Here is a 26433-nt window from a genome sequence, read left to right on the forward strand (position 1 = left end):
GGGCCTCGAGATAGAGGCCGCGCAGGCCGAGCTCGCGCGTTTCCGGATCATCGGCCATCAGCTCGAATTTCTTGCGCGCGTCGTCATAGCGGCCCTCGATCATCGCGGCCTGCGCTTCGAGCAGATGGATGAGCGGTTCCTGATCGGCGCTGAGAAGGCCTTTGGTGCGGCCAAGCATCTTGCGCGCGCCGGCAGCATCGCCGGCACCGGCGGCGATCAGGCCGGTCGAAAGCGCTTGGTAGCCGCGATCGCGCTTGCGGGCGCGGAAGAAACGCTGGATCGAATGCGGCGACGTCCAAATGACGCGGACGATCCACCAGGAGAGCATCACGGCGGCGATCAGCGAGACGACGAGCGTGGCGGCGACCATCAGGCTCATATCGGCGCGCTGGCCCTGCCAGATGATCGAGAGTTCGCCGGGACGGTCGGCAAGCCAGGCAAAACCGGCGGCGAGAGCGAGAACGAAGAGAGCGAAGACCAGAATGCGAACCATGATCTTCTCCTCAGCCCTGGTTGCCGTTGCCGGTGCCGGTGATCGCGCCGGAGACGGCGGTACCGATCAGGTCTTCGACGGTGACGCGCGTATCGAGCTTGCGCTTGTATTCCGCCGCCGCGGCCTGGCCCGCTTCCGGCAGGGTCTGCCATTCGATCTGGGCGCCCTTGAAGTCGCCGTTCTGCAGCTTGTTCTCGATGCGGGCGACGACGGCCTCCGGCGTATCGCCTTCGATGCTGCCAACGGGCCGCACGCGGATGGCCGATGCGGCGCTCGACATCAGGCGGTTGAAGATGCCCTGGTCGCCATCCGGCTGGTGCACGGCGTCGAGAATGGCATCCGCGGTCGGCTGGAAATCACGCACGAGATCGGAGCGTGAGGCGACGCCGACAGCGGCATGCTCGCGCAGGCCCGCCACGGACGGATCGTCCGGCGCGATGCTGGCGAAGGCTTCAAGTTCGGCAAGGTAGGGACCACCGCGATCGATCGCGGTCTTCAGCGCGCTGGCCGCGACGGCGCGGGCCATTTCGACATCGCTGCGCGGTTCGTCGAGCTTCTGCTCGGCAGCCGCAATGCGCTCGGTGAGCTGGCTTTCGGTGGAGCTGACGGCCTCGCTGGTGCGGGCGACAGCTTCACGCAGGGCCGTAAGTTCCGTCGTCAGGCGGGTCACGTCGCCTTCGAGCTTGCTTACCGCTTCCGGGTTGCCGGCGGTCGCGCCGCCGGTTTCACCGGTGCCTTTTTCGAGGGCGGCGATGCGGGTTTCGAGCGGCTGGAGATCGACGGTACCGGCTGCCGGCGTTTCTGCAAGGCGGGCCTTCAGCGCCTCGACCTCATTGGAAAGGCTGGTAAGCGCGCCGGTGTCGCCGGTGCGATCCGGACCGAGGGCGGGCAGGTAGCCGCCATATTGCAGGCTGCCGGCGCCGAGAAGGGCGATCAGACCGCCGAGAATGCCGGCGGCAAGCGGGCCGGCATTGCCACGCCGTGCCGTCGTGGCGGGCTGGGTATAGACCGGTTCCTCATAGGTCGGGCGGGCCGGTTCGACCGGCTCCGGCTTTTCCTCGGTGGTGTCTTGGGGTTCTCGGGTTTCCGGTTCCGAAGCAACGGCTTCGTCCGTCCCGGTCCCGGTGGTGTCCGCGGTCGCGGCATCCGCTTCGGCCGTCTCTTCGGTCGTGCGTGCTTCAGTCTCGGCAGACGCGGGAACCGCTTCGAGATCGATCGTCACGGGTTCGTCGCCGGCCTTCTTGCGGCGAGACGGGGTTTCCGGTTCCATGGCGATCTCCTCGCGTTCATGTGCATTGCACTAAACCTAGACAGCGAAGGCAGCGAGGGAAAGACCCTTGCGGCAATTTCGTCCATCATCGCCGATGCCTAGAGAAGATCGAGCAGGCTTTCCTCGTTCGGTGCCGAGGCGACGACGGTGAGTGCGGCAAAGCGCTGCGGCACGGCTTTCGCGACATTGGCGCTCATGCAGAGCATCAGTGTGGAGAGAAAGCGTTCGGGCGTTTCCATCAGCGGCGCGAGTTCGAAGAAGGTGCGGGCCGTTTCGCGCGAATAGAGCAGGGCCGCGTCCGGCACCGGCTTGAGCAGTGCCTCGACTTCCGTGCGTCGGAGGGTGAGCGGCACCATGCGGTAGCATTCGACGGTGCGCAGCGGAATGCCGGCTTCCTTGAGCCGGTTTTCGAAACCGGCGGCGCGCGGAAGGCCGGCGAGATAGAGGATCGGTTCGGCCGGCATGCCGAAATCCCGGCAATGCTCGACGATCATGTTGGCGAGATCCTTGCCGTCGCCCCCGGGGGTCAGGACCGTGCGGAAACCCGCTTCTTCCGCGGCTTGCGCGGAGGCCTGGCCGACGGAGAAGACGGTGGTCAGCAGGTGCCGATCGAGCGCCGGGCCAATTTTGCCGATGAGGCGTGCCACTTCGGCGCTGGTGATGGCGATCGCCGAATGGCGCTCGGAGAGAGCGGCGCGGGCGGCGTCGATATCGTGTTCGGCTTCGGACAACGGCATCGTGACCGCGTCGTGGCCGAGGGCGGCGAGTTTTCGCGCGGTGCGGGCGGCGGCGGGCGCCGGCCTGGTGACGAGAACGCGCAAGGATCAGCCCCAGCTTTCGAAGAAACCCGCTCCCGCTTTGGCGCGGATCGCCTGCCCCGCCGCTTCGCCGAGGTCTGCGGCGCTGTCGGCCGCACCGCTCGTTTCGATTTCGTGGAACTGGCTTCCATCAGGTGTCAGGATCATGCCGCGGAACTGGAGATGATCGCCCTCGACCGTTGCATAACCGGCGATCGGTGTGCGACAGGACCCGTCGAGCGTTGCGAGGAAGCCGCGTTCACAGGAGACGGCAGCGCGGGTGGCACGGTCGTCCACGGCGGCGAGCAGGCCGTTGATGCGGTCGTCGCCGACGCGGCTTTCGATGCAGATCGCGCCCTGCGCCGGGGCGGGTGGGAAGGAGACGGGGTCGAGCAGTTCCGTCGGCACGTCGAACTTGCCGAGGCGCTTCAGGCCGGCATAAGCGAGCAGCGTGGCGTCGGCCTCACCGGTGGCGAGCTTGCCGAGGCGGGTATCGACCTGGCCGCGGAACACGATGACGTTGATATCGGGCCGGAGGCGGCGGATGAGGGCCTGGCGGCGCAGCGACGCCGAGCCGACGGTCGCGCCCTGCGGCAGGTTGATGAGGCGCTGGGCGGTGCGACCGATGAAGGCGTCACGGATGTCCTCGCGCGGCAGGTAGGCGGAGAGGTGCAGACCCTCCGGCAGCCTGGTCGGCATGTCCTTGGAGGAATGCACGGCGAAGTCCAGTTCGCCGGACGACAGCTGTGCCTCGATCTCCTCGGTGAACAGACCCTTGCCGCCGATCAGCGCCAGCGAACGGTCGGTGATGCGGTCACCCTTGGTGGAGAGCACGACGATCTCGAACCTGTCCTCCGCCAGGCCGTGCGCCGCCATCAGGCGCGAGCGGGTCTCGTAGGCCTGGGCAAGCGCCAGCGGGCTGCCCCGGGTGCCGATCCTGAAAGGTTTTGTTTGCATCCGCCTTGATCCATTGTTACCGGGATGTCTCGTAACCGGCTTTCCGGCCCATCGCAATCAATCCTAGTGCTTCATGTCGTCCCAATTGACCATTCTCGGCATCGAAACGAGCTGCGACGAGACCGCCGCGGCCGTCGTCGCGCGCGATGCGGACGGAAAGGGCGAGATCCTCGGCGAAGTCGTGCTGAGCCAGCTCGAGGAGCATAGCGCCTATGGCGGCGTGGTGCCGGAGATCGCGGCGCGCGCCCATGTGGAGGCGCTGGACAGCCTGATTGCCGAAGCGCTTCTGCGCGCCGGGCGCTCGCTGAAGGATGTCGATGCCATCGCCGCGACAAGCGGGCCGGGGCTGATCGGCGGCCTCATCGTCGGGCTGATGACCGGCAAGGCGATCGCCCGCGCCACCGGCAAGCCGCTCTATGCCGTCAACCATCTGGAAGGCCATGCGCTGACGGCGCGGCTGACGGACGGGTTGTCCTTTCCCTATCTGATGCTGCTCGTCTCCGGCGGGCACACCCAGCTCGTGCTGATCCGCGGCGTCGATGATTACGAGCGCTGGGGCACCACCATCGACGATGCGCTCGGCGAAGCCTTCGACAAGACGGCCAAGCTGCTCGGCCTGCCCTATCCCGGCGGTCCGGCCGTCGAACGCATGGCGAAGACGGGCAATCCGGAACGCTTCACCTTCCCGCGCCCGCTGGTCGGCGAAGCGCGGCTCGATTTCTCCTTCTCCGGCCTCAAGACGGCGGTGCGCCAGGCGGCGCAGTCGATTGAGCCGGTGACCGAGCAGGACATCGCCGATATCTGCGCCTCCTTCCAGCGTGCCGTCTCGCGCACCCTGAAGGACCGCATCGGCCGTGGGCTGGAACGGTTCCGCGCGCTCCATCCCGACGTGGCGACGCCCGCGCTGGTCGTTGCCGGCGGCGTCGCGGCCAATGCGGAGCTGCGCGCTACGCTGCAGGCGCTCTGCGATAAGAACCGCTTCCATTTCATTGCGCCGCCGCTCGCACTCTGCACGGATAATGCCGCGATGATCGCCTGGGCCGGGCTGGAGCGCATGGCGGCCGGCTTTGCGCCCGACGATCTCGCGGTGGCACCGCGCTCGCGCTGGCCCCTCGATAAGCAGGCGGCGACCCTACTCGGATCCGGCAAGCGGGGAGCCAAGGCATGACGATTTCGAAGCGCATCGCCGTGGTCGGTGCCGGCGCCTTCGGCACGGCGCTGGCAAGCGTTGCGGCTGCCAGCGGCGGCGACGTCACCCTGATCGGCCGCGATGCCGCTGCCGTCGAAGCCATGCGCACGACGCGACGCAACGAAAAGGCGCTGCCGGGCATCGATCTGCCGGCAACGCTCGCCTTCAGCGCCGATGTGGAATGCATGCGCGGCGCGGGCATCGTGCTGTTCGCCATGCCGTCCCAGGCGCAGCGTGAGGCCGCACGCCAGCTTGCGCCGCTGCTGGCGCCGGGCACGGCGGTCGTCATCTGCGCCAAGGGCATGGAAAAGGGCACCGGCCGTCTGCTGACCGAGGTGCTGGAAGAGGAACTGCCCGGCCGCGAGGTTGCCGTCCTGTCAGGCCCCGGCTTTGCCGCCGATATCGCGAAGGGGCTGCCGACGGCCATGGTCGTTGCGGCGCGGTCCGCCGAGATCGGTGCCGCGCTCGCGCAGGCGCTTTCCGGCCCGACCTTCCGGCTCTATCCATCGACGGACCGGATCGGTGTACAGCTCGGCGGTGCCCTGAAGAACGTTCTGGCCATTGCCTGCGGCATCATCGAAGGGGCTCAACTTGGCGATTCGGCGCGGGCCGCGCTGATTTCGCGCGGGCTTGCGGAGCTATCGCGTTTCGTCGAGGCGCATGGCGGCGAGGGGATCACGGTAACGGGCCTTTCGGGGCTTGGCGATCTCGTTTTGACCGGCACCAGCCACCAGTCGCGCAACTTGCGCTTCGGCATCGCGCTCGGCCGCAACGGCACGGCCGCCGGCTGGTCCGGTGATCTCGTGGAGGGGGCTTTTGCCGCCTCCGTTGCTTCCGGCGTGGCGGCGGAGAAAGGCATCGACATGCCGATCACCGACGCGGTCGCCCGGATCATCGATGGCACGCTCGATGTGAAAACCGCCATCGGGCAGCTGATGACGCGCCCGATCACCCAGGAATGACCACTGAAAGGACCGTTTTCATGCTTTTCGCCTTCCTCTGCCAGGACAAGCCCGGTGCGCTTCAGGTGCGCATGGACACGCGCCCGGATCACGTCGCCTATCTCAACGACCTCAATGCTAGCGGCAAGCTCGCCTTCGCCGGCCCTTTCCTTGGTGACGACAGCAAGCCCACCGGCAGCCTCGTCGTGGTCAAGGCCGAGACGATCGAAGAGGCGCGGCAGATCGCGGAAAATGATCCCTATGCCAAGGCCGGCCTGTTCGCCTCCGTCGACGTGAAGGCCTGGAACTGGGTCTTCAACAATCCGGAGGCGTAAGCTCCCATGGCATTGTGGCTCTACAAGTCCGAACCCTTCAAATGGTCCTGGCAGATGCAGAAGGACGCCGGCGAGGCGGGCACCGAATGGACCGGCGTGCGCAACTATCTCGCGCGCAACAATATGCGGTCCATGAAGATCGGCGACAAGGGCTTCTTCTACCACTCCAACGAGGGGCTCGACATCGTGGGCATTACGGAAGTCTGCGCGCTGTCGCATCCGGATTCCACGGCCGGCGAGGATCCGCGCTGGGACTGCGTCGATATCCGCGCGGTGCGGGACATGCCCGAGCCGGTGTCGCTGAAGGACATCAAGGCCAATCCGAAGCTCTCCAACATGTCGCTCGTCACCTCCATGCGCCTCTCGGTGCAGCCGGTGACCGAGGAGGAGTGGATCGAGGTCTGCCGCATGGGCGGTCTCGACAACCCGCCGCGCTGATGCTTCGTAGCTTCGTTTTCCGCATCACTTCTTCCGAAAACCGGTTTCCACTTTTCGGAGCGATGCGGACGTGAAGACCGACCCCGAAATCTTCATCCGGGACAATACCGACGTGCTGACCCCGCCGCATGTGCCGGAGGTCAAGCTCCGGCTGGCAACCGAGGCGCATGACCTCTGGCTGAAGACGGAGGAGGAGCTGGAGGAGATCGGCCTGCCCCCGCCGTTCTGGGCCTTCGCCTGGGCGGGCGGGCAGGGACTTGCCCGCCATGTGCTCGATCATCCGGAACTGGTCGCCGGCAAGTCCGTGCTGGATTTCGCCAGCGGTTCCGGCCTCGTCGGCATCGCGGCGCGCATGGCCGGCGCATCGGCGGTGCTTGCGGCGGATATCGACCCCTGGAGCGGGACGGCGATCCGGCTGAACGCCGTGCTCAACGATATGTCGCTGGATTATACGGTCGAGAACATGGTCGGCCGCGATGACGGCTGGGACTTGCTGCTGGCCGGCGACGTTTTCTACGATCGCGGTTTCGCCGATGTCCTGATTCCGTGGTTCTCAGGGCTTGCGGCGCGGGGTGCGACGGTGCTCGTCGGCGATCCCGGCCGCGCCTATTGCCCGCGCGAACGCATGGAGGTGCTCGCGACCTATACGGTGCCGGTGACGCGGGCGCTCGAGGACAGCGAAGTCAAGAAGACCACGGTGTGGCGGTTCAAGGCCATTCCGGCCGCTGCGTGAAACTGCTCTGCGCCGAGATCAGAAATTGGGCCTGATAACGCAGACGCCCATTTCCCACGAGCAACCGTTCTGGCCCGGTACGACCTGGATGACCTTCGGCCCGCCGCGGCTGTAGCGCGGCGCGTCGATCACGTCGCCGAAATCGTCATCGTTGTCGATGTAGAAATAGGTGCCGTTGCCGCGGTCGCGATAGGCGGTGATCGCCCCGCCATAGAAATCGCCCGTGCCCCAGCCGCGCTGTTCGCGGCGGCGCTCCGAATAGCGCGAACCGCGATCGTCGCGGTCACGGTGCCGCCAGGCTTCGCGATGGCGCTCGCGGTCGCGTCGCGTGATGGTGCGGCCTTCGATATTGGGTTCGGACCAGCCGAAGCCGTCCCTGTTGCCGCCGGCATGGGCGGCCGTCATGCCGCTCGTTGCAAGGGCGATAGCAAGTCCTAGAACTTTGGTCGCATGGGGCGCTGAAAACAGAGTCATTCTGTCCTGCCTTCCGGGTTACGCTTAACAAATCGTTAACGCGAAGATGGGGCAGAGGACGGCGAAAGTCACGGATTTCCCTGCGATTTATGCCGATATCGTTAATGCGGAAAAAGCGTCCCGAAATGGCGCAATTCCTATATGCTCTTAATCGATTAAATTCATTTTGCACTGCAATGAGGCTTGTGGTTCCGCTTTCTGGTGAGTAAGTGTCGCAATCACTGCATTGTGCACAACATACTGCAATTCCGGAGAAATTTTGTCCAATTTTTGGCTCTCCGGGGTTCCGTGAGGTTCAGATGGCGAATGTCACTCGAAGCCGGCCGCTCTCGCCGCATCTCCAAATCTATAAACCGATCCCGACGATGGTCATGTCCATCGTGCACCGCATCACCGGTGCGGCGCTGTATTTCGGTACGGTTCTCGTTGCCTTCTGGCTGATCGCGGCCGCCTCGGGCGAGGCGTCTTTCGAATGGGCAAGCTGGCTCTTCGGTTCGCTGATCGGCCGTCTCGTGCTCTTCGGCTACACCTGGGCGCTGATGCACCACATGCTCGGTGGCCTGCGCCACTTCATGTGGGATATGGGCCATGGCTACGAGAAGCATTTTTCCACCAAACTCGCCATTGCGACCCCGATCGTTTCCGTTGCCTTGACGGTGCTGATCTGGATCGTCGGCTATCTGGTCCGCTGAGGAAAAATCCATGGACATGCGCACTCCCCTCGGCAAGGTTCGTGGTCTCGGCTCGGCAAAGGACGGCACGGAGCATTTCTGGCGCCAGCGCCTGACGGCCGTCGCCAACGTTCCGCTCATGCTGTTCTTCGTCGGCTTCCTCATCCGCTACAACGGCGCTTCCTACGCGGAAGTGACGGCCGCCCTTTCGAACCCGATCGTCGCCGTCCTGATGGGCCTTGTCGTCATTTCCGGTCTCATTCACATGAAGCTCGGCATGCAGGTCATCATCGAGGACTACGTGCATGCGGAAGGCGCAAAGATCGGCCTCCTCATGCTCAACACGTTCTTCGCGATCCTGGTCGGCGGTCTCTGTCTTTTCGCCGTCCTCAAAATCGCTTTCGCAGGATAATTCACCATGGCAGCGATCCCCTCCCCGGCGGCCAACGGCAAAGCCTATACCTATGTAGACCATTCCTTCGACGTGATCGTCGTCGGTGCCGGCGGCGCGGGTCTGCGCGCCACGCTCGGCATGGCCGAACAGGGCCTCAAGACGGCCTGCATCACGAAAGTCTTCCCGACACGTTCGCACACCGTCGCTGCCCAGGGCGGCATCGCGGCCTCGCTGCAGAACATGACGCCGGATAGCTGGCAGTGGCACCTCTACGACACGGTCAAGGGCTCCGACTGGCTCGGCGACGTCGACGCCATGCAGTATCTCGCCATGGAAGCGCCGAAGGCGGTCTATGAGCTTGAGCACTACGGCGTGCCCTTCTCGCGCAACGCCGAAGGCAAGATCTACCAGCGCCCGTTCGGCGGCCATATGCAGAACTACGGCGAGGGTCCGCCGGTGCAGCGCACCTGTGCTGCCGCCGACCGCACCGGCCATGCCATCCTGCACACGCTCTATGGCCAGTCGCTGCGCAACAATGCCGAATTCTTCATCGAGTATTTCGCGCTCGACCTGATCATGTCGGCCGATGGCCGCTGCACCGGCGTCGTCGCCTGGAACCTCGATGACGGCACGATCCATCGCTTTGCCGCCAAGATGGTGGTGCTGGCGACCGGCGGCTATGGCCGCGCCTATTTCTCCGCTACCTCGGCGCATACCTGCACGGGCGACGGCGGCGGCATGATTGCGCGTGCCGGCCTGCCGCTGCAGGACATGGAATTCGTGCAGTTCCACCCGACCGGCATCTACGGCGCCGGCTGCCTCATCACCGAGGGTGCTCGTGGCGAAGGCGGTTATCTCGTCAATTCCGAGGGCGAGCGCTTCATGGAGCGTTATGCGCCATCGGCGAAGGACCTCGCCTCGCGCGATGTCGTCTCGCGCTGCATGACGATGGAAATCCGCGAAGGCCGCGGCGTCGGCAAGAACAAGGACCACATCTTCCTGCATCTCGATCATCTCGATCCGGCCGTGCTGCACGAACGCCTGCCGGGCATTTCCGAGAGCGCGAAGATTTTTGCCGGCGTCGACGTGACGCGCGAACCGATCCCGGTCCTGCCGACCGTGCACTACAATATGGGCGGTGTGCCGACCAATTATTGGGGCGAAGTGCTGAATGCCGACAGCCAGAACCCGGAGCGCATCGCGCCCGGCCTGATGGCGGTGGGCGAAGCCGGCTGCGCCTCGGTGCATGGCGCAAACCGCCTCGGCTCCAACTCGCTGATCGACCTCGTGGTCTTCGGCCGCGCCGCCGCGATCCGCGCCGGCCAGGTCATCGACCGCGTCGGCCCGATCCCGGCGCTCGACATCGCCGCCTGCGACAAGATCATGGACCGCTTCGATCGCCTCCGGAACGCCAATGGCGGCACGCCGACGGCGATCCTGCGCGACAAGATGCAGCGCACCATGCAGGACGACGCGGCCGTGTTCCGCACCCAGGAATCGCTCGAAAGCGGCTGCCGCCGCATGACCGAGATCTGGAAGGAACTGCCCGACATCAAGGTCACCGACCGTTCTATGGTCTGGAACTCCGATCTCGTCGAGACGCTGGAGCTGGAAAACCTGATGGCCAACGCCATCACGACCGTCTACGGCGCCGAGGCCCGCAAGGAAAGCCGCGGCTCGCATGCCCGCGAAGACTATGTCGACGGCCCCTTCGCCGGCCGCGACGACATCAACTGGCGCAAGCACACGCTCGCCTGGGTGAACGAGGCGGGCGACGTCAAGCTCGACTACCGCCCGGTGCATACCGACCTCATCGCCGACGGGATCGATCCGCAGAAGATCGCGCCCAAGGCGCGCGTCTATTGATATCGAGGAGAACAGGACATGGTTGAACTCGCTCTCCCGAAGAACTCGCAGCTGACCGAAGGCAAGGTCTGGCCGAAGCCGGCCGGCGCTACCAACACCCGCGAATTCCGCGTCTATCGCTGGAACCCGGATGACGGGAAGAACCCGTCGGTCGACACGTTCTACATCGACATCGACGATTGCGGCCCGATGGTGCTGGACGCGCTGCTCTACATCAAGAACAAGATCGACCCGACGCTGACGCTGCGCCGCTCCTGCCGCGAAGGCATCTGCGGCTCCTGCGCCATGAACATCGACGGCACCAACACGCTCGCCTGCACCAAGGGCATGGACGAGGTGAAGGGTGCGGTGAAGGTCTATCCGCTGCCGCATATGCCCGTCGTGAAGGACCTCGTTCCCGACCTCACCAATTTCTACGCCCAGCACCGCTCGATCGAGCCCTGGTTGAAGACGGTGTCGCCGACGCCCGCCAAGGAGTGGAAGCAGAGCCATGAGGACCGCCTCAAGCTCGACGGCCTCTACGAGTGCATCCTGTGCGCCTGCTGCTCGACCTCCTGTCCGAGCTACTGGTGGAACGGCGACCGTTACCTTGGCCCCGCCGTGCTGCTGCAGGCCTATCGCTGGCTGATCGACAGCCGCGATGAGGCCACCGGCGAGCGGCTCGACAATCTGGAAGATCCCTTCCGTCTCTATCGCTGCCACACGATCATGAATTGCGCCCAGGCCTGCCCGAAGGGCCTTAATCCGGCCAAGGCGATCGGTGAGATCAAGAAGATGCTGGTCGAACGCCGTCTCTGACCTACATAATCGGCAGTCACGAAACGTGAGGAGGCGGCTTGAACAATCGGGCCGTTTCGTCTTGATTCGTGCGGGCGATTCACGTTAATTCGGCGGAAATGCTGCGGGGCAGCAGTATCGGGCAGATATCGGGAGTATCGACATGCGGGTTGTACATGTAGCAGGCGGACTGATGATGGCGCTTGCTCTGGCGGGTTGCCAGCGGACTTCGTCGATGGACAGCGTCAATACGCAGCAGAACATCCAGCCGCTGGAAGCGCAGCCGATTGGAACTGTCTCTTCGAGCCAGCTGCCCGATCCGACGACCGACACGTCCGGCCAGTTCCCCGACAAACCGACGACCGATACGGCGATGGCGACGGGCACCGGCGCCGCTGGTGATACGGCGGCCGCGGCAGCCGGCCTCGATGTCAAGAAGGAAGCCATGGTCGGCAACTGGAAGGTCGCCAACGGCGCATCCTCCTGCGACATGTTCCTGACGCTGACCAATCTCGGCAGCGGTTCACGCGGCGGCACGCGCGGCTGCGCGGGCGAGCTGACGGCTATGGGCTCCTGGGAAGTCGCCGGCAAGCAGGTCGTGCTGAAGGACCGTAACGGCAGCCCGATCGCACGTCTCTACAAGACGGCCGACACCCAGTTCCGCGGCACCACCAATTCGGGCCAGCCCGTCAGCCTCTCGCGTTGATCCGCATTCTCAGACGACACGGATAAAAGCCGCCCATGGGCAAGAACTGGGACAGCGGGTCGACGCATCCGGACAAGGGCGTCTCCGATAGGCTGCAGGCCCTTGTCGCCAGTGGAGAGCTGAAACCGGACCCGGCGCAGAGGGCCATGGCCGCGCGCTTCGACCGCTTGCTCGTCGATCTTCACGCCCAGCGCCCGGCACGCAAGTCGAGCGCGCTCGGCTGGCTCTTCGCTTCACGCAAGCCCGAAAGCGTCAGCGCTCCCAAGGGGCTTTACCTCTATGGCGGCGTCGGGCGCGGCAAGACCATGCTGATGGACATGTTCTTCGAGCTGGCGCGGGTCAAGCGCAAGCGGCGGGCGCATTTCCATGAATTCATGGCCGATGTGCATGACCGCATCCACAAGCACCGCCAGAAGCTGAAGGCCGGCGAGACCAAGCAGGCCGATCCCGTGCCGCCGGTTGCCGAAAGCCTCGTCGCGGAAGCCCGGCTGCTTTGCTTCGACGAGTTCTCCGTGACCGATATCGCCGATGCGATGATCCTGTCGCGGCTGTTCGGCGAGCTTTTCCAGCGCGGCTGCATCCTTGTCGCGACGTCGAATGTCGAGCCCGACAATCTCTACAAGGACGGCCTCAACCGCGGGCTTTTCCTGCCCTTCGTCGATCTGCTCAAGCAGTATGTCGAGATCGTGCCGCTGGATTCGCTGACCGATTACCGCATGGAGAAGGACAGCGGCCTTCCGGTTTTCCGGCATCCGCTCGGCGACGAGGCCGACAGGGCGATGAATGCGGCCTGGCTGCGCGAAACCTCGGGCAAGGCCGTGGCGCCGGCGACCATCGCCTTTCGGGGGCGCAGCATTGCCGTTCCGCAGGCGGCGGGGCGCGTCGCGCGCTTCTCCTTCGTCGATCTCTGCGAGAAGCCGCTGGGTGCGGCCGACTATCTCGAAATCCTGGCGCACTATGACACGCTGTTCGTCGATCACGTGCCGTTGCTGGGCGCCGAAAAGCGCAACGAAACCAAGCGCTTAATCAATCTCGTCGATACGATCTACGACCATCGTGCCCGGCTCTTCGCCTCTGCGGCGGCTGCCCCCGAAAACCTGCTCGTCACCCGCAAGGGTACTGAAGGCTTCGAATTCGACCGCACGGTCTCGCGTCTGATCGAGATCCGCAGCACGGAATATCTGGCCGATCACAATGCGAGATATGGGGCGCAAGACGGCTCCGTTACAGCAAAGTCGTGACGAGAGCATGACGAATATTCTTACGTTTACGTAAGAATTTTTGCATCTAACCGATTGAAAAACTTCAGTCCAAAAGTATGTGTTGAAATTTTAACCCGGGAAGCGTAAGCCCTTGCGCCGAAAGGTCCTGCAATTGCGACATTGAGGGCCTATTGATCGAAGCAAAGGAAGCTTTCATGGCCCGCAAGAAGATCGCACTTATTGGTTCTGGCATGATCGGTGGCACGCTGGCGCATCTCGCCGGCCTGAAGGAACTGGGCGACATCGTCCTCTTCGACATTGCCGACGGTATCCCGCAGGGCAAGGGGCTCGACATCGCCCAGTCCTCGCCGGTCGAAGGCTTCAATGCCTCGCTGACGGGTGCCAGTGATTATGCTGCGATCGAAGGCGCGGATGTTTGCATCGTCACCGCCGGTGTTGCCCGCAAGCCCGGCATGAGCCGCGACGACCTGCTCGGCATCAACCTCAAGGTCATGGAACAGGTCGGCGCTGGCATCAAGAAGTACGCGCCGAACGCCTTCGTCATCTGCATCACCAACCCGCTCGACGCGATGGTCTGGGCGCTGCAGAAGTTCTCGGGCCTGCCGAAGAACATGGTCGTCGGCATGGCCGGCGTGCTGGACTCGGCCCGCTTCCGTCTCTTCCTCTCTGAAGAATTCAAGGTTTCCGTCCAGGACGTCACCGCCTTCGTTCTCGGCGGCCACGGCGACACGATGGTGCCGCTCGCCCGCTACTCCACCGTCGGCGGCATTCCGCTCACCGATCTCGTCAAGATGGGCTGGGTCACCAAGGAGCGCCTGGAAGAAATCATCCAGCGCACCCGTGATGGCGGCGCCGAGATCGTCGGCCTGCTCAAGACCGGCTCGGCCTACTATGCGCCGGCCGCTTCGGCGATCGAGATGGCTGAATCCTACCTCAAGGACAAGAAGCGCGTCCTGCCCTGCGCCGCTTACCTCTCCGGCCAGTACGGTGTGAAGGACATGTATGTCGGCGTGCCCACCATCATCGGTGAAGGCGGCGTCGAGCGCATCATCGAGGTCGAGTTCAACAAGGCCGAACAGGAAGCCTTCGAGAAGTCGGTCGCGGCCGTCGCCGGTCTTTGCGAAGCCTGCATCAACATCGCGCCTTCGCTGAAGTAAGAACAGGATCATCCCTATGAACATTCATGAATATCAGGCCAAGGCTCTGCTGAAGAGCTTCGGCGCGCCGGTCGCCGAAGGTGTGGCGATCTTCTCCGCCGACGAGGCCGAAGCGGCTGCGAAGTCGCTGCCCGGCCCGCTTTACGTCGTCAAGAGCCAGATCCACGCTGGTGGTCGCGGCAAGGGCAAGTTCAAGGAACTCGGCCCCGACGCCAAGGGCGGCGTTCGCCTAGCCTTCTCGATCGAGGAAGCCAAGAAGCATGCTGCGGAAATGCTCGGCAACACGCTCGTCACCGCCCAGACCGGCGAAGCCGGCAAGCAGGTGAACCGCCTCTACATCGAGGACGGCGCCGATATCGACCGCGAACTCTATCTCTCGCTGCTCGTCGACCGCTCCGTCGGCCAGGTCGCCTTCGTCGTTTCGACGGAAGGCGGCATGGACATCGAAGCCGTCGCCCATGATACGCCGGAAAAGATCCTCACCGTTGCGATCAACCCGGAAGCCGGCGTCACTGCCGACGATCTGGCGAAGCTCACCTCGGCCCTGAAGCTCGAAGGCGAAGCCAAGGCCGATGCCGAAAAGCTCTTCCCGATCCTCTACAAGGCCTTTGTCGAGAAGGACATGAGCCTGCTCGAGATCAACCCGCTGATCGTCATGAAGAACGGTCGCGTGCGCGTTCTCGACGCCAAGGTGTCGTTCGACGGCAACGCGCTGTTCCGCCACGACGACATCAAGGCGCTGCGCGACGAGACCGAGGAAGACGCCAAGGAAATCGAGGCGTCCAAGTGGGACCTCGCCTATGTGGCGCTCGACGGCAATATCGGCTGCATGGTCAACGGTGCCGGTCTCGCCATGGCGACGATGGACATCATCAAGCTCTACGGCAAGGAGCCGGCGAACTTCTGCGACGTCGGCGGCGGCGCCGGCAAGGAGAAGGTTGCGGCTGCCTTCAAGATCATCACGGCCGACCCGAAGGTCGAGGGCATCCTCGTCAACATCTTCGGCGGCATCATGAAGTGCGACGTCATCGCTGAAGGCGTTGTCGCGGCCGTACAGGAAGTGGGCCTCAAGGTTCCGCTGGTCGTTCGTCTCGAAGGCACGAATGTCGAACTTGGCAAGAAGATCCTGAACGAATCGGGCCTGGCGATCACCGCCGCCGACGATCTGGACGATGCTGCCAAGAAGATCGTCGCCGCGATCAACGGCTAACGGAAGGACCAGACCTCATGTCGATTCTCGTCAACAAGAACACCAAGGTCCTCGTTCAGGGCCTGACCGGCAAGACCGGCACCTTTCACACCGAACAGGCGCTCGCCTATTACGGCACGCAGATGGTCGGCGGTATCCACCCGAAGAAGGGCGGCGAAACCTGGACCGGCTCGAAGGGCGAAAGCCTGCCGATCTTCGCTTCGGTCGCCGAAGGCCGCGAGAAGACCGGTGCGGACGCATCCGTGATCTATGTTCCGCCGGCCGGTGCCGCGGACGCGATCATCGAGGCCATCGAAGCGGAAATCCCGTTCATCACCTGCATCACCGAAGGCATCCCGGTTGCCGACATGGTGCGCGTCAAGGCTCGCCTCGACCGCTCCTCCTCGCGCCTGCTCGGCCCGAACTGCCCGGGCATCCTGACGCCGGAAGAATGCAAGATCGGCATCATGCCGGGCTCGATCTTCCGCAAGGGCTCGGTCGGTATTGTTTCGCGCTCCGGTACGCTTACCTATGAAGCCGTGTTCCAGACCTCCAACGAGGGCCTTGGCCAGACGACGGCCGTCGGCATCGGCGGCGATCCGGTCAAGGGCACCGAATTCATCGACGTGCTCGAGATGTTCCTGGCCGACGACGCCACGACCTCGATCATCATGATCGGCGAAATCGGTGGCTCGGCGGAAGAAGATGCGGCGCAGTTCCTCATCGACGAAGCCAAGAAGGGCCGCAAGAAGCCGATGGCCGGCTTCATCGCGGGTCGTACGGCGCCGAAGGGCCGCACCATGGGCCACGCCGGCGCCGTCGTTTCCGGCGGCAAGGGCGATGCGGAATCCAAGATCGCGGCCATGGAGGCAGCGGGCATTCGCGTTTCGCCTTCGCCGGCCCGCCTCGGCAAGACCCTCGTCGAAGTCCTCAAGGGCTGAGATACGACACTGGATGGGCCGGCGAAAGCCGGCCGATCCGTCTCTCCCGTCGCCGAGCGGACAGGCTTGCGGCGGGCGGCAAACCGGGGAGAGCCCGGTCAACACGATCGTTCGGGAGGCGGGCGCGGCGCCCGCAAGAAACCATGGCACGGCAAGACGCCAACGAACAATTCCTGGCCACTTCCTTCCTCGATGGAGCGAACGCGGCCTATATCGAACAGCTCTACGCCCAGTACGAGGCGAACCCCGCTTCCGTCGGCGAAGAATGGCAGGCCTTCTTCAAGGCCCTGGAAGACCAGCCCTCCGATGTCATCAAGGCCGCCAAGGGCGCCTCCTGGCAGCGCGCCAACTGGCCGATCGTTGCCAATGGCGAACTCGTCTCGGCGCTCGACGGCAACTGGGGCGTCGTCGAGAAGGTGCTCGAGAAGAAGGTGCAGGCGAAGGCCGAGGCCGTCGCCGCCAAGACCGGCGCGCCGGTCAACCAAGCCGACGTCAACCAGGCGACCCGCGATTCGGTGCGCGCCATCATGATGATCCGCGCCTACCGCGCCCGCGGCCACCTGCACGCCAAGCTCGACCCGCTCGGCATCGCCGCGCCCGTCGAGGACTATCACGAGCTTTCGCCCTCGAACTACGGCTTCGAGGAGAAGGATCTCGACCGCAAGATCTTCATCGACAACGTGCTCGGCCTCGAATACGCGACCGTGCGCGAAATGGTCGAAATCCTTGAACGCACCTATTGCTCGACGATCGGCGTCGAATTCATGCACATCTCCAACCCGGAAGAGAAGGGCTGGATCCAGGAGCGCATCGAAGGTCCGGACAAGGGCGTCGCCTTCACGGCCGAAGGCAAGCGCGCGATCCTGCAGAAGCTGATCGAGGCCGAGGGCTTCGAGCAGTTCATTGACGTCAAGTACAAGGGCACCAAGCGTTTCGGCCTCGACGGCGGCGAGGCGCTGATCCCGGCGCTGGAACAGATCATCAAGCGCGGCGGCCAGCTGGGCTTGAAGGAAATCGTGCTCGGCATGGCGCACCGCGGCCGCCTCAACGTTCTGACCAACGTGATGGCCAAGCCGCACCGCGCCGTCTTCCACGAGTTCAAGGGCGGCTCCTATGCGCCTGACGACGTGGAAGGCTCGGGCGACGTGAAGTACCACCTCGGCGCCTCCTCGGACCGCGAGTTCGACGGCAACAAGGTGCACCTATCGCTGACGGCGAACCCCTCGCATCTCGAAATCGTCAACCCGGTCGTCATGGGCAAGGCCCGCGCCAAGCAGGACCAGATGGCGAAGGTCTTCGAGGGCGACATCATTCCCTTGTCCGAACGCGCCCAAGTCATGCCGCTTCTGCTGCACGGCGACGCGGCCTTCGCCGGTCAGGGCGTGACGGCCGAAATCCTCGGCCTGTCGGGCCTACGCGGCCATCGGGTCGCCGGCACCGTGCATGTCATCATCAACAACCAGATCGGCTTCACCACGAACCCGGCCTTCTCGCGCTCCTCGCCCTATCCGTCGGATGTGGCGAAGATGATCGAGGCACCGATCTTCCACATAAACGGCGACGATCCCGAAGCCGTGACCTATGCTGCGAAGATCGCCACCGAATTCCGCATGAAGTTCCACAAGCCTGTCGTCATCGACATGTTCTGCTATCGCCGCTTCGGCCATAACGAAGGCGACGAGCCGGCGTTCACGCAGCCGAAGATGTACAAGGCGATCCGCGCGCACAAGACCGTGGTCAACCTCTATGCGTCGCGCCTCATCGCCGAAGGCGTCATCTCCGAAGGTGAATTCGAGAAGATGAAAGCCGACTGGCGCGCCAATCTCGAAACCGAATTCGAGATCGGCCAGTCCTACAAGCCGAACAAGGCCGACTGGCTCGACGGCGCCTGGTCGGGCCTGCGCTCGGCCGACAATCAGGATGAGCAGCGCCGCGGCAAGACCTCGGTTCCGATGAAGCAGCTGAAGGAAATCGGCCGCAAGATCGCGACGATCCCGGAAGGCTTCCGCGCCCACAAGACCATCCAGCGGTTCATGGACAACCGCATGCAGATGGTCGAGACGGGCGAGGGCATCGACTGGGCGATGGGCGAGGCACTGGCCTTCGGTACACTTTGCGTCGAAGGCACGAAGATCCGCCTGTCCGGCCAGGATTGCGAACGCGGCACCTTCTCGCAGCGTCATTCGGTTCTCTACGATCAGGAGACCGAAGACCGCTATATCCCACTCGCCAACCTCTCGCCGACCCAGGCCCGCTACGAGGTCATCAACTCGATGCTCTCGGAAGAGGCCGTGCTCGGTTTCGAATACGGCTATTCGCTGGCCCGTCCGAACGCGCTCACCCTCTGGGAAGCCCAGTTCGGCGACTTCGCCAACGGTGCGCAGGTCGTCTTTGACCAGTTCATCTCCTCGGGCGAACGCAAGTGGCTGCGCATGTCGGGCCTCGTCTGCCTGCTGCCGCACGGCTATGAGGGCCAGGGTCCGGAACACTCGTCGGCCCGCCTCGAGCGCTGGCTGCAGATGTGCGCCGAAGACAATATGCAGGTCGCCAACGTCACCACGCCGGCGAACTACTTCCACATCCTGCGCCGTCAGGTGAAGCGCGACTTCCGCAAGCCGCTGATCATGATGACGCCGAAGTCGCTGCTGCGCCACAAACGCGCGGTCTCCTCGCTGTCGGAAATGGCCGGCGAAAGCTCGTTCCACCGCTTGTTGTGGGACGATGCGGAGGTCATCAAGGACGGTCCGATCAAGCTCCAGAAGGATGCCAAGATCCGCCGCGTCGTGATGTGCTCGGGCAAGGTCTATTTCGACCTCCTGGAAGAGCGTGAAAAGCGCGGCATCGACGATGTCTACCTGCTGCGTCTGGAACAGCTCTATCCGTTCCCGGCCAAGGCGCTGATCAACGAGCTGTCGCGTTTCCGCAACGCCGAGATGGTGTGGTGCCAGGAAGAGCCCAAGAACATGGGTGCCTGGGCCTTCATCGACCCCTATCTCGAATGGGTGCTCGCACATATCGACGCCAAGTACCAGCGCGTGCGTTACACCGGCCGTCCGGCCGCCGCATCGCCGGCAACAGGCCTGATGTCGAAGCACCTCGCGCAGCTCGCCGCCTTCCTCGAGGACGCGCTGGGCGGTTGATCCGCCCAGTCCCCCGTAACCGCGACAAAGACAAAACGAACGGAACACACTCATGGCTACCGAAATCCGCGTCCCGACTTTGGGCGAATCCGTCAGCGAAGCCACCGTCGGCACCTGGTTCAAGAAGGTCGGCGACGTCATCAAGGCCGACGAGCCGCTCTGTGAGCTCGAAACCGACAAAGTGACGATCGAAGTGCCGGCATCCGCCTCCGGCGTGCTCTCAGAAATCACGGCGAATGCCGGTGATACCGTCGCACCGGGCGGCCTGCTCGGCCAGATCTCCGAAGGCGCCTCCGCCGGCGCTGCCGCTCCGGCCGCCGCCGAAAAGGCCGTTGCCGCCGCTCCGGCCGCCGAAGCCAAGCCTGCCGCTTCCGCTGCCATGCCGGCCGCGCCGGCTGCCGCCAAGCTGCTGGCCGAAAACAACCTCTCGGCCGATCAGGTCGACGGTTCGGGCAAGCGCGGCCAGGTTCTGAAGGGCGATGTGATCGCTGCCGTTGCCAAGGGCATCACGGCTTCGACCCCGGCCGCCGCTGCCGAGCCGGTCAAGGTTGTCGCCCGCGCCGCCTCGTCGGAAGCCGATGCGCCGCGCGAAGAGCGCGTGAAGATGACGCGCCTGCGCCAGACCATCGCCAAGCGCCTCAAGGACGCCCAGAACACTGCCGCCATGCTGACCACCTATAACGAGGTGGACATGTCGGCCGTGATGGACCTGCGCAACCGCTATAAGGACCTGTTCGAGAAGAAGCATGGCGTGAAGCTCGGGTTCATGGGCTTCTTCACCAAGGTCGTGACGCACGCCCTGAAGGAACTGCCGGCCGTCAACGCTGAAATCGACGGCACCGACATCATCTACAAGAACTACTGCCACATCGGCGTCGCCGTCGGCACGGACAAGGGCCTCGTGGTTCCGGTCGTGCGCGATGCCGACCAGATGTCGATTGCCGAGATCGAGAAGGATATCGGCCGCCTCGGCAAGCTCGCCCGTGACGGCGCGCTCTCCATGGCCGACATGCAGGGCGGCACGTTCACCATCTCGAACGGCGGCGTCTACGGCTCGCTGATGTCCTCGCCGATCCTGAACGCCCCGCAGTCGGGCATCCTCGGCATGCACAAGATCCAGGAGCGCCCGGTTGTCGTCGGCGGCCAGATCGTCATCCGTCCGATGATGTATCTCGCGCTGTCCTACGACCACCGCATGGTCGACGGCAAGGAAGCCGTAACCTTCCTGGTGCGCGTCAAGGACAGCCTGGAAGATCCGGAACGTCTGGTTCTCGATCTCTAAGGGAGGTGGTGATGGAAGCGGCGGCGGCTTCGCCCATCCAGATTCTGCTCGTGTTGAGCGTGGCTCTGCTCGTCTTCCATATCGCCCTTCAGGGCATGCTCGCCACGAAGGAGCTCGGCCCTGAATGGAACGCCGGCCCACGCGACGAGGCGCGGCACCCCAAAGGCATTCTGGCCGGACGCGCCGCGCGCGCGTCGGCCAATTTCCGTGAGACCTATCCCGGCTTCGTGGCGCTTGCGCTCGCGGTTGCCCTTGTGCCGGATACGTCGGGCTGGGACCTCATCGGGGGTTGGCTGTGGTTTATTGCCCGGCTCGTCTATATTCCGCTCTATCTGGCAGGCATTCCCTATATTCGTTCGCTCGTCTGGCTCGTCGCGCTGATAGGCCTTGCGATCATGGCGGCGACCGTCATCTTCTAGGAAGGGGCACTCCATGAGCCAATATCTCGTTGAACTCGCCTCGCTGATGGCGATCTTTGCCTTTGCCATCGTCTCGCCGGGCGCCGACCTCGCCATGGTCATGCGCCAGTCGCTCGTGCAGGGCCGTCGCGCCGCCGTGATTACGTCCTTCGGCATCGGCGCGGCGCTGATGGTGCATGTCACCTATACGATCCTCGGCCTCGGCCTCATCATTTCCCAGTCGATCTACCTCTTCAACATCGTGAAGTGGTGCGGCGTCGCCTATCTCGTCTATATCGGCATCAAGGCCTTGCGCGCCGGCAAGGCGGACCTTTCCGCCGAAGCCGTGAAGGCCGGCGGTGAGGCGAAGGTGGAGCAGTCGGCGCTGCGCGCCTTCGGTCTCGGCTTCCTTGCCAATGCGCTGAACCCCAAGGCGGTCTTCTTCTTCCTGTCGATCTTCTCGACGGTCGTCAGCGCGCACACGCCGATCGCCGTCAAGTTCGGCTATGGCCTCGTCATGGCGACCTGCCTCATCGCCTGGTTCGTCGGGGTCTCGCTGTTCATGACGACGCCGCGCATGCGGGCTGCCTTTTCGCGCGCCAGCCAGTGGATCGACCGCACCAGCGGCCTCGTCTTCATCGCGCTCGGCATCAAGCTCGCGACGGAAAAGGCCCACTGAGCCATGCGCGCCGCCCTCGTTCTCACCGGTCTCATTGCCGCGACCGCCGCCTCCGCGGCGGAGTGCCGGCAGGACCATGCGATCTATGCGGATCGAGACGGGGGCTATGAGCTGACCTTCCAGCCTGTCGGTTCGGATGCGGCCGCGACGAGCCATCACTTCAAGCTGAAGATCCTGGCAAGCGGCCTGGTGCTCGATGGCATCGTCATGCCCGGCGATCCTGCCCGTTCGAACGGCATGGTCATGCACGATTGCCCCGAGGGGGACGTGACAGGCGAGGAAATCGCCGCCTGCACCGTCTGGGAGGGTGTGATCTACGCGCTCGACGTGGCAGGCGAGGCCAACCTCGTGCCCGATCAAGGTGCCAAGGCGGCACAAAATCTGCTGTTCTCGGGCTTCGGCCCGTCGCTGCGCTATTCGGCGCTGTGGGAGCAGGGCAAGGCGAAGGTCGTGCCGCAGGATGTCTTCCGGCAAAAGGGATGTGCTGCATGAAGGAAGCCCCCGTTCTCCTCGTTACCGGCGGAAGCCGGGGCATCGGCGCCAGCGTGTGCCGCATGGCGGGCGCTGCTGGCTGGCAGGTCGCGGTGAACTATGTCGCGAACCTTGAGGCCGCCGAGGCCGTGGTGGCGGAGATCCAGGCGGCCGGCGGATCGGCCATCCCGGTTCAGGGCGATGTCGGAAGCGAGCTTGGCCTTGCCAATATCTTCTCGACCATCGATGGCACCTTCGGCCGGCTCGATGGGCTCGTGAACAATGCCGGCATCGTCGCCACGCCGCAGCGCGTCGACGAGATGTCGTCCGAGCGGCTGGAGCGCATGTTCGCCGTCAATGTCATGGGCTCGATCCGCTGCGCACAGGAAGCCGTGCGCCGCATGTCGACGCGCCATAGCGGCAAGGGCGGTTCGATCGTCAATCTGTCGTCCGTCGCGGCGCAATTGGGTGCGGCCGGGCAATATGTCGATTATGCCGCCAGCAAGGGGGCCATCGAGAGCTTTACCATCGGTCTCGCCCGCGAAGTCGCGGCGGAGGGCGTGCGCGTCAACCTCGTGCGCCCCGGCATCATCGACACGGAAATCCACGCCTCCGGCGGCCTGCCGGACCGTGCCCGCGACATGGCATCGCTCATCCCGATGCAGCGGCCGGGCACGGCGGACGAAGTCGCCCATTCCATTCTTTATCTTCTCTCCGACGCGGCATCCTATGTGACGGGTGCCGCCCTCAACGTCAGCGGCGGCCGCTAGGCCCCGTGCAGGAAGGACTTGTCATGGCATATGATCTCATCGTTATCGGTTCCGGCCCCGGCGGCTATGTCTGCGCCATCAAGGCGGCCCAGCTCGGCCTGAAGGTCGCGGTCGTCGAAAAGCGCGCCACCTATGGCGGCACCTGCCTCAATGTCGGCTGCATCCCCTCCAAGGCGCTGCTGCATGCTTCGGAGACCTACAGCCACGCCGCCCACGGCATGGAGGCACTTGGCATCGACGGCGTAAAGCCGACCCTCAACCTGCCGAAGATGATGGCGCACAAGGACGCGACGGTGAAGTCGAATGTCGACGGCGTCGCCTTCCTGTTCAAGAAGAACAAGATCGACGGCATCCAGGGCACCGGCAAGGTTCTCGGCGCCGGCAAGGTCTCCGTCACCAATGACAAGGGTGAGGAGCAGGTCCTCGAAACGAAGAACATCGTGATCGCCACCGGTTCCGACGTCGCCGGCATTCCGGGTGTCCCGGTCGAGATCGACGAGACCGTCATCGTCTCCTCGACGGGCGGTATCGCGCTCGAAAAGGTGCCGGGCCATCTGGTCGTCGTCGGCGGCGGCGTCATCGGCCTCGAGCTCGGATCGGTCTGGGCACGCCTCGGCGCCAAGGTCACGGTCGTCGAATATCTCGACACGATCCTCGGCGGCATGGACGGCGACGTTTCCAAGCAGTTCCAGCGCATGCTGGCCAAGCAGGGCATGGACTTCAAGCTCGGCGCCAAGGTGACGGGCGTCGAAAAGACGGGTTCGGGCGCCAAGGTGACCTTCGAACCGGTCAAGGGCGGCGAGGCCACCACCATCGACGCCGACGTCGTGCTGATCGCCACCGGCCGCAAACCCTACACCGAAGGCCTCGGCCTCAAGGAAGCCGGCGTGGCGCTCGACAATCGTGGCCGCGTCGAGATCGACAAGCATTTCCAGACAAACGTCCCCGGCATCTACGCGCTCGGCGACGTCGTGCGCGGCCCGATGCTCGCCCACAAGGCGGAAGACGAGGGTGTCGCTGTTGCCGAAATCCTCGCCGGCCAGGCCGGCCATGTGAACTACGACGTCATCCCCGGCGTCGTCTACACGCAGCCGGAAGTCGCCTCCGTCGGCAAGACCGAGGAAGAGCTGAAGGCCGCGGGCATTGCCTACAAGGCCGGCAAGTTCCCCTTCACAGCTAACGGCCGCGCCCGCGCCATGCTGGCGACCGACGGCTTCGTGAAGGTCCTCGCCGACAAGGACACCGACCGCGTTCTCGGCGTGCATATCGTCGGCTTCGGCGCCGGCGAGATGATCCACGAGGCAGCCGTGCTGATGGAGTTCGGCGGCTCCTCCGAAGATCTCGGCCGCACCTGCCACGCGCATCCGACCATGTCGGAAGCCGTCAAGGAAGCTGCGCTGGCGACGTTCTTCAAGCCGATCCATATGTAATCGGACGCCGAAGCGCGTTCGCTTCGGCTGGATAATCTACAGGCGGCTGCGACAACCAGCCGCCTGTTTTCGTTCTGCGAACCGGCGCAGCATGAAGGCCACAAAGGATGGTTTCATGTCTCCGGTATCGCGACCCGTTTCCCTGCCGCATCCGCTGCTCCCCACCGCCGACTGGGCGGACCGTTTCACGCTCGGCCTGCCGGTGGAGCACTTGACGGCGCGGGAGGCGGCGCGGCTGGCGCTGGAGCACCCGCCGGCCTGGGTGCGCAGGCTGATGGTGCTGCGCAACGCCATCGTGGCGCCCTTCGGGCTGAAGGGCGCGGCCGAGGAGGTGAGGAGCTCGGAGACGGAGATCGGCGGTTTTCCGGTGGTGAGCGCGACCGATGAGCGCGTCGTGCTGGGTTTCGACGACCGGCATCTCGATTTCCGCATCGTCATCGATGTGATGGCGGACCGGCCTTCGGGCCAGACCCTGAGCGTCATGACGCTCGTCCATCGCAACAACCTGTTCGGCCGGCTCTATCTCGCCACCGTCATGCCGTTCCATAAGCTGATCGTGCGCACCATGCTGTCCGGCATCGGCCGAAGGGCACAGACGTTCAGTTCACCGCGGTAACGGTAAAACCGCTCTTGCGCAGAAGTTCGACCACGCCTTCCGGGCCGGCGAGATGCAGCGCGCCGACGGCCATGAAGACGTTGCCGCCATCGAGGATCGGCGTCGCGCGCTCGGCCATGGTGTGGTTGCGATCGACGATGATGCGCTGCTCGAATTCGGCATAGGCGTCCGCGCCTTCACCCGGGGGTGCTGCGGCGCGCATCATCGGCATGATCATGCCGGTGTCGCCCGAGAGATAGAGCTGGCTCATCGTCTCGATGACGTCCTTCAGGCCGTCAACGCCGAGATCCACGGTCTGCACGAGACCCTTGATCTGCGGCTCGACGGCGAGTGAATCCAGCGCGGAAATCTGCTCGATCAGCGTTTCCAGGCCCTTCAGCACCTTGCCTTCGGCAAGCGCATTCTTGGCGAGCTGCTGGTCGAGGAAGGCGGCGCCGGCAGTCTTGCGGGCGATTTCGCAGGCGGGCAGCGCGACGAAGCTCATCAGCATCCAGGGTTTCATGCGGCCGACGGCGGCAAGCGACAGGCCGCGGCCTTTCAGTCCCTTCTCCAGCTTTTCCTTGTCCTCGGCGCTGAGGAAATCGGTGATCGACTTGCCGTCGGCGAACATGATGAGATCGGGACGCGCCATCATCGCGGCCCCCGCCTTCTTCTCGTCGGTGATCTCGTCGGATTCGACGATGACGGTCGCGGCCTTGTCATAGGCGGTGCGGGCGGCCTCAGGCATGGCGAGCACGCGCGGGTCCGTCACATGCATGGTGCCGAGTAGCCAGGAGGCGGGCTTTCCCTCCTTCTCGACCTTCCAGAAGATCGCCTTGCCGTTCGGCATGGCGTCGGCCTCGGCGCGCAGCTTGGCGTAGCCTGCCGGATCTTCCTGCTCGTATTTGGTCAGCAGGTTGTTGCCGGTGCATGTCGGCAGGTCTTCCGCCCGCGCCGGAGAGAGGCCGGTGAGCACGACGAGGAAGGAGAGAGCGATCAGCGCATGGATTGCGGCCATGAACCAGAGGCCGGCATCGGCCAACCGGTCGGCAAGTGCCAGGCGGCTCTTGTGAAGAAGGACTGTCATGGTCGAACTCCGTGCATTTTTCGCGGACCC

At 64.4% G+C, this 26433-nt stretch carries 28 protein-coding genes; 22 read left to right on the top strand and 6 right to left on the bottom strand.

Annotation, left to right across the window (positions count from 1 at the left end; all coding sequences use genetic code 11):
* The 4 genes from ACOZKU_RS05445 to hemC form a co-directional block, all read right to left on the bottom strand.
* Positions 1 to 493 (bottom strand): heme biosynthesis HemY N-terminal domain-containing protein (locus tag ACOZKU_RS05445; RefSeq protein ID WP_421577996.1); only part of this gene is annotated, 493 nt, incomplete at its 3' end.
* A gap of 10 nt (positions 494 to 503) precedes the next feature.
* Complete coding sequence (locus tag ACOZKU_RS05450) at positions 504 to 1763, bottom strand: COG4223 family protein (protein ID WP_421577997.1); 1260 nt, start codon at positions 1761 to 1763, stop codon at positions 504 to 506.
* 98 nt (positions 1764 to 1861) lie between these two features.
* Complete coding sequence (locus tag ACOZKU_RS05455) at positions 1862 to 2584, bottom strand: uroporphyrinogen-III synthase (protein ID WP_314089672.1); 723 nt, start codon at positions 2582 to 2584, stop codon at positions 1862 to 1864.
* Between the two features lie 3 nt (positions 2585 to 2587).
* Complete coding sequence (gene hemC, locus ACOZKU_RS05460) at positions 2588 to 3517, bottom strand: hydroxymethylbilane synthase (RefSeq protein WP_421577998.1); 930 nt, start codon at positions 3515 to 3517, stop codon at positions 2588 to 2590.
* Positions 3518 to 3590: 73 nt separating this feature from the next.
* Here hemC and tsaD point away from each other — a divergent pair, with 73 nt between their 5' ends.
* The 5 genes from tsaD (at position 3591) to ACOZKU_RS05485 (ending at position 7153) form a co-directional block, all read left to right on the top strand.
* Positions 3591 to 4685, top strand: a complete 1095-nt coding sequence (tsaD, locus tag ACOZKU_RS05465; protein WP_421577999.1) for a tRNA (adenosine(37)-N6)-threonylcarbamoyltransferase complex transferase subunit TsaD — start codon at positions 3591 to 3593, stop codon at positions 4683 to 4685.
* A 2-nt stretch (positions 4686 to 4687) separates the two neighbouring features.
* The gene (locus tag ACOZKU_RS05470; RefSeq protein ID WP_421578021.1) at positions 4688 to 5668 is read left to right on the top strand and encodes an NAD(P)H-dependent glycerol-3-phosphate dehydrogenase; all 981 of its coding nucleotides are present in this window, start codon (positions 4688 to 4690) and stop codon (positions 5666 to 5668) included.
* 20 nt (positions 5669 to 5688) lie between these two features.
* Positions 5689 to 5982, top strand: a complete 294-nt coding sequence (locus ACOZKU_RS05475) for a YciI-like protein (protein WP_421578000.1) — start codon at positions 5689 to 5691, stop codon at positions 5980 to 5982.
* Between the two features lie 6 nt (positions 5983 to 5988).
* Positions 5989 to 6420, top strand: a complete 432-nt coding sequence (locus ACOZKU_RS05480) for an EVE domain-containing protein (RefSeq protein ID WP_421578001.1) — start codon at positions 5989 to 5991, stop codon at positions 6418 to 6420.
* A gap of 70 nt (positions 6421 to 6490) precedes the next feature.
* On the top strand, positions 6491 to 7153 hold the full coding sequence (locus ACOZKU_RS05485) for a class I SAM-dependent methyltransferase (protein WP_421578002.1): 663 nt from the start codon (positions 6491 to 6493) through the stop codon (positions 7151 to 7153).
* An 18-nt stretch (positions 7154 to 7171) separates the two neighbouring features.
* On the opposite strand, the gene ACOZKU_RS05490 is transcribed toward ACOZKU_RS05485, so the two are convergent.
* A complete protein-coding gene (locus ACOZKU_RS05490; RefSeq protein WP_421578003.1) occupies positions 7172 to 7627 on the bottom strand; it encodes a hypothetical protein in 456 nt (151 codons plus the stop codon).
* 299 nt (positions 7628 to 7926) lie between these two features.
* Between ACOZKU_RS05490 and sdhC the strand changes: the two genes are divergently transcribed.
* From sdhC to ACOZKU_RS05575, 17 genes are all read left to right on the top strand, one after another.
* A complete protein-coding gene (gene sdhC, locus ACOZKU_RS05495) occupies positions 7927 to 8319 on the top strand; it encodes a succinate dehydrogenase, cytochrome b556 subunit (protein WP_314089655.1) in 393 nt (130 codons plus the stop codon).
* Positions 8320 to 8329: 10 nt separating this feature from the next.
* A complete protein-coding gene (gene sdhD, locus ACOZKU_RS05500) occupies positions 8330 to 8710 on the top strand; it encodes a succinate dehydrogenase, hydrophobic membrane anchor protein (RefSeq protein WP_421578004.1) in 381 nt (126 codons plus the stop codon).
* Positions 8711 to 8716: 6 nt separating this feature from the next.
* Positions 8717 to 10558 carry a succinate dehydrogenase flavoprotein subunit gene (gene sdhA, locus ACOZKU_RS05505; protein WP_421578005.1) on the top strand — a complete coding sequence of 614 codons (1842 nt, stop codon included), beginning with the start codon at positions 8717 to 8719 and terminating at the stop codon, positions 10556 to 10558.
* Between the two features lie 18 nt (positions 10559 to 10576).
* Positions 10577 to 11356 (top strand): succinate dehydrogenase iron-sulfur subunit, encoded by a 780-nt coding sequence (locus tag ACOZKU_RS05510; protein ID WP_421578006.1) that lies wholly within the window; start codon positions 10577 to 10579, stop codon positions 11354 to 11356.
* A 142-nt stretch (positions 11357 to 11498) separates the two neighbouring features.
* On the top strand, positions 11499 to 12041 hold the full coding sequence (locus ACOZKU_RS05515) for a protease inhibitor Inh/omp19 family protein (RefSeq protein WP_421578007.1): 543 nt from the start codon (positions 11499 to 11501) through the stop codon (positions 12039 to 12041).
* 35 nt (positions 12042 to 12076) lie between these two features.
* On the top strand, positions 12077 to 13282 hold the full coding sequence (zapE, locus tag ACOZKU_RS05520; protein ID WP_421578008.1) for a cell division protein ZapE: 1206 nt from the start codon (positions 12077 to 12079) through the stop codon (positions 13280 to 13282).
* 176 nt (positions 13283 to 13458) lie between these two features.
* Positions 13459 to 14421, top strand: a complete 963-nt coding sequence (mdh, locus tag ACOZKU_RS05525; RefSeq protein ID WP_117371244.1) for a malate dehydrogenase — start codon at positions 13459 to 13461, stop codon at positions 14419 to 14421.
* Between the two features lie 16 nt (positions 14422 to 14437).
* Complete coding sequence (gene sucC / locus ACOZKU_RS05530; protein ID WP_314089642.1) at positions 14438 to 15631, top strand: ADP-forming succinate--CoA ligase subunit beta; 1194 nt, start codon at positions 14438 to 14440, stop codon at positions 15629 to 15631.
* A 17-nt stretch (positions 15632 to 15648) separates the two neighbouring features.
* Entirely contained in the window at positions 15649 to 16551 is a 903-nt protein-coding gene (sucD, locus tag ACOZKU_RS05535; protein ID WP_023514889.1) for a succinate--CoA ligase subunit alpha, read from the top strand.
* Positions 16552 to 16694: 143 nt separating this feature from the next.
* A complete protein-coding gene (locus tag ACOZKU_RS05540; RefSeq protein ID WP_314089637.1) occupies positions 16695 to 19691 on the top strand; it encodes a 2-oxoglutarate dehydrogenase E1 component in 2997 nt (998 codons plus the stop codon).
* Positions 19692 to 19743: 52 nt separating this feature from the next.
* A complete protein-coding gene (gene odhB / locus ACOZKU_RS05545; RefSeq protein ID WP_421578009.1) occupies positions 19744 to 20973 on the top strand; it encodes a 2-oxoglutarate dehydrogenase complex dihydrolipoyllysine-residue succinyltransferase in 1230 nt (409 codons plus the stop codon).
* Positions 20974 to 20984: 11 nt separating this feature from the next.
* The gene (locus ACOZKU_RS05550; protein ID WP_314089634.1) at positions 20985 to 21392 is read left to right on the top strand and encodes an MAPEG family protein; all 408 of its coding nucleotides are present in this window, start codon (positions 20985 to 20987) and stop codon (positions 21390 to 21392) included.
* A 13-nt stretch (positions 21393 to 21405) separates the two neighbouring features.
* On the top strand, positions 21406 to 22050 hold the full coding sequence (locus ACOZKU_RS05555) for a LysE family translocator (RefSeq protein WP_117371238.1): 645 nt from the start codon (positions 21406 to 21408) through the stop codon (positions 22048 to 22050).
* 3 nt (positions 22051 to 22053) lie between these two features.
* The gene (locus ACOZKU_RS05560; RefSeq protein WP_421578010.1) at positions 22054 to 22542 is read left to right on the top strand and encodes a hypothetical protein; all 489 of its coding nucleotides are present in this window, start codon (positions 22054 to 22056) and stop codon (positions 22540 to 22542) included.
* The gene (locus tag ACOZKU_RS05565; protein ID WP_421578011.1) at positions 22539 to 23291 is read left to right on the top strand and encodes an SDR family oxidoreductase; all 753 of its coding nucleotides are present in this window, start codon (positions 22539 to 22541) and stop codon (positions 23289 to 23291) included. The genes ACOZKU_RS05560 and ACOZKU_RS05565 overlap by 4 nt, the downstream gene beginning before the upstream one ends.
* A 23-nt stretch (positions 23292 to 23314) precedes the next feature.
* The gene (gene lpdA, locus ACOZKU_RS05570) at positions 23315 to 24721 is read left to right on the top strand and encodes a dihydrolipoyl dehydrogenase (protein ID WP_421578012.1); all 1407 of its coding nucleotides are present in this window, start codon (positions 23315 to 23317) and stop codon (positions 24719 to 24721) included.
* A gap of 115 nt (positions 24722 to 24836) precedes the next feature.
* The gene (locus tag ACOZKU_RS05575) at positions 24837 to 25337 is read left to right on the top strand and encodes a DUF2867 domain-containing protein (protein WP_421578013.1); all 501 of its coding nucleotides are present in this window, start codon (positions 24837 to 24839) and stop codon (positions 25335 to 25337) included.
* Here ACOZKU_RS05575 and ACOZKU_RS05580 read toward each other — a convergent pair.
* Positions 25321 to 26403, bottom strand: a complete 1083-nt coding sequence (locus ACOZKU_RS05580) for a TraB/GumN family protein (RefSeq protein WP_421578014.1) — start codon at positions 26401 to 26403, stop codon at positions 25321 to 25323. The genes ACOZKU_RS05575 and ACOZKU_RS05580 overlap by 17 nt on opposite strands.
* Between the last annotated feature and the right edge of the window lie 30 nt (positions 26404 to 26433).

It is taken from the genome of Shinella sp. M31, assembly GCF_049199205.1.
Lineage (GTDB): Bacteria > Pseudomonadota > Alphaproteobacteria > Rhizobiales > Rhizobiaceae > Shinella.